Source organism: Roseibium sp. RKSG952, from assembly GCF_009711355.1.
In genome coordinates, this window is sequence record NZ_SMMF01000429.1 from 1 (window position 1) to 955 (window position 955).

At 39.0% G+C, this 955-nt stretch carries 1 protein-coding gene; it reads right to left on the minus strand.

The annotated features are described in order from the left end of the window. A partial coding sequence (locus tag E1297_RS01375; RefSeq protein WP_155132944.1) for a DUF2807 domain-containing protein occupies positions 1 to 533 on the minus strand: 533 nt, incomplete at its 3' end. Positions 534 to 955: the final 422 nt, after the last annotated feature.

Below are 955 nucleotides of genomic sequence, written 5' to 3' on the forward strand. Positions count from 1 at the left end.
TTATTTATTAATATATTACTCGCTTGACCGCCACTAATAGCTATACTAGAGCTATTGATATCGCCTATATTGATATGCCCGCTACTTTTAGCTATAATTTTAATACCTCCTGAAGCGGAGATATTTTTTGCTGTAATTGACCCACTACTATCATTGCTTATATGCATTGTCTTTGTCTGAAGGTCGCTTGTGACTTCTACAACTCCCGGACCGGCATTGGTTAACGAGTCGACGTACTTAGATGTAATATAAAATGATAGTTCGTAATTTTTATGATATCCAGGCTTTAAACCTAGTGTCAGGGTGCCGTTTTGATTATTAACATTAACGTATGGCACTATGTTTTTACTCATTTCTATTTTGAGAGAATATTTATTGCCCTCACGGATAAAAACATGAGCCGGCGCATCCAATAATATGCTTTTATAGTCTTTAATATCTTTGGTAACGGTTACATCACTAGCAAATAATTGATTAGAAGCCAGAGAAATAAAAATGAGTGTAACCAACGAAAAGGCAAATAATCTTTTCATAATAGCAACCCCTGTTCATGGCCTGATTTAAGGGCAAACCTTCATAGGTGAATTGTAATTTAAAATTTGTTCTATTTCCTCACATTTGTAAGTTGATTGAGTGTGCAGCCTCATAGACCTTGATGGTTTTCCTGTTCAAAAATACACACCGCAATGAACTGGAAACAGGACCCATCAGGCAATTCATCCACGAAGAAACCACATCTTCTCATTAGTTCTGAGGGAAATGGGCACTCTCGAATTTTTTTCAAGTGAGGGGGAGATGTGGAGTTCGTCCCTGATTCCGGACAGTTTGACTATGTCAGCTATGCGCCATTTTGAAAGTGGTCTCTGTAAAAGCCTGACACAGCGTTCTCTAGCCGAGCGAGGAATGAAGAGTTATTGTCAAATTATCCAAGCGGCCATCACGCGGCGGCCAGATC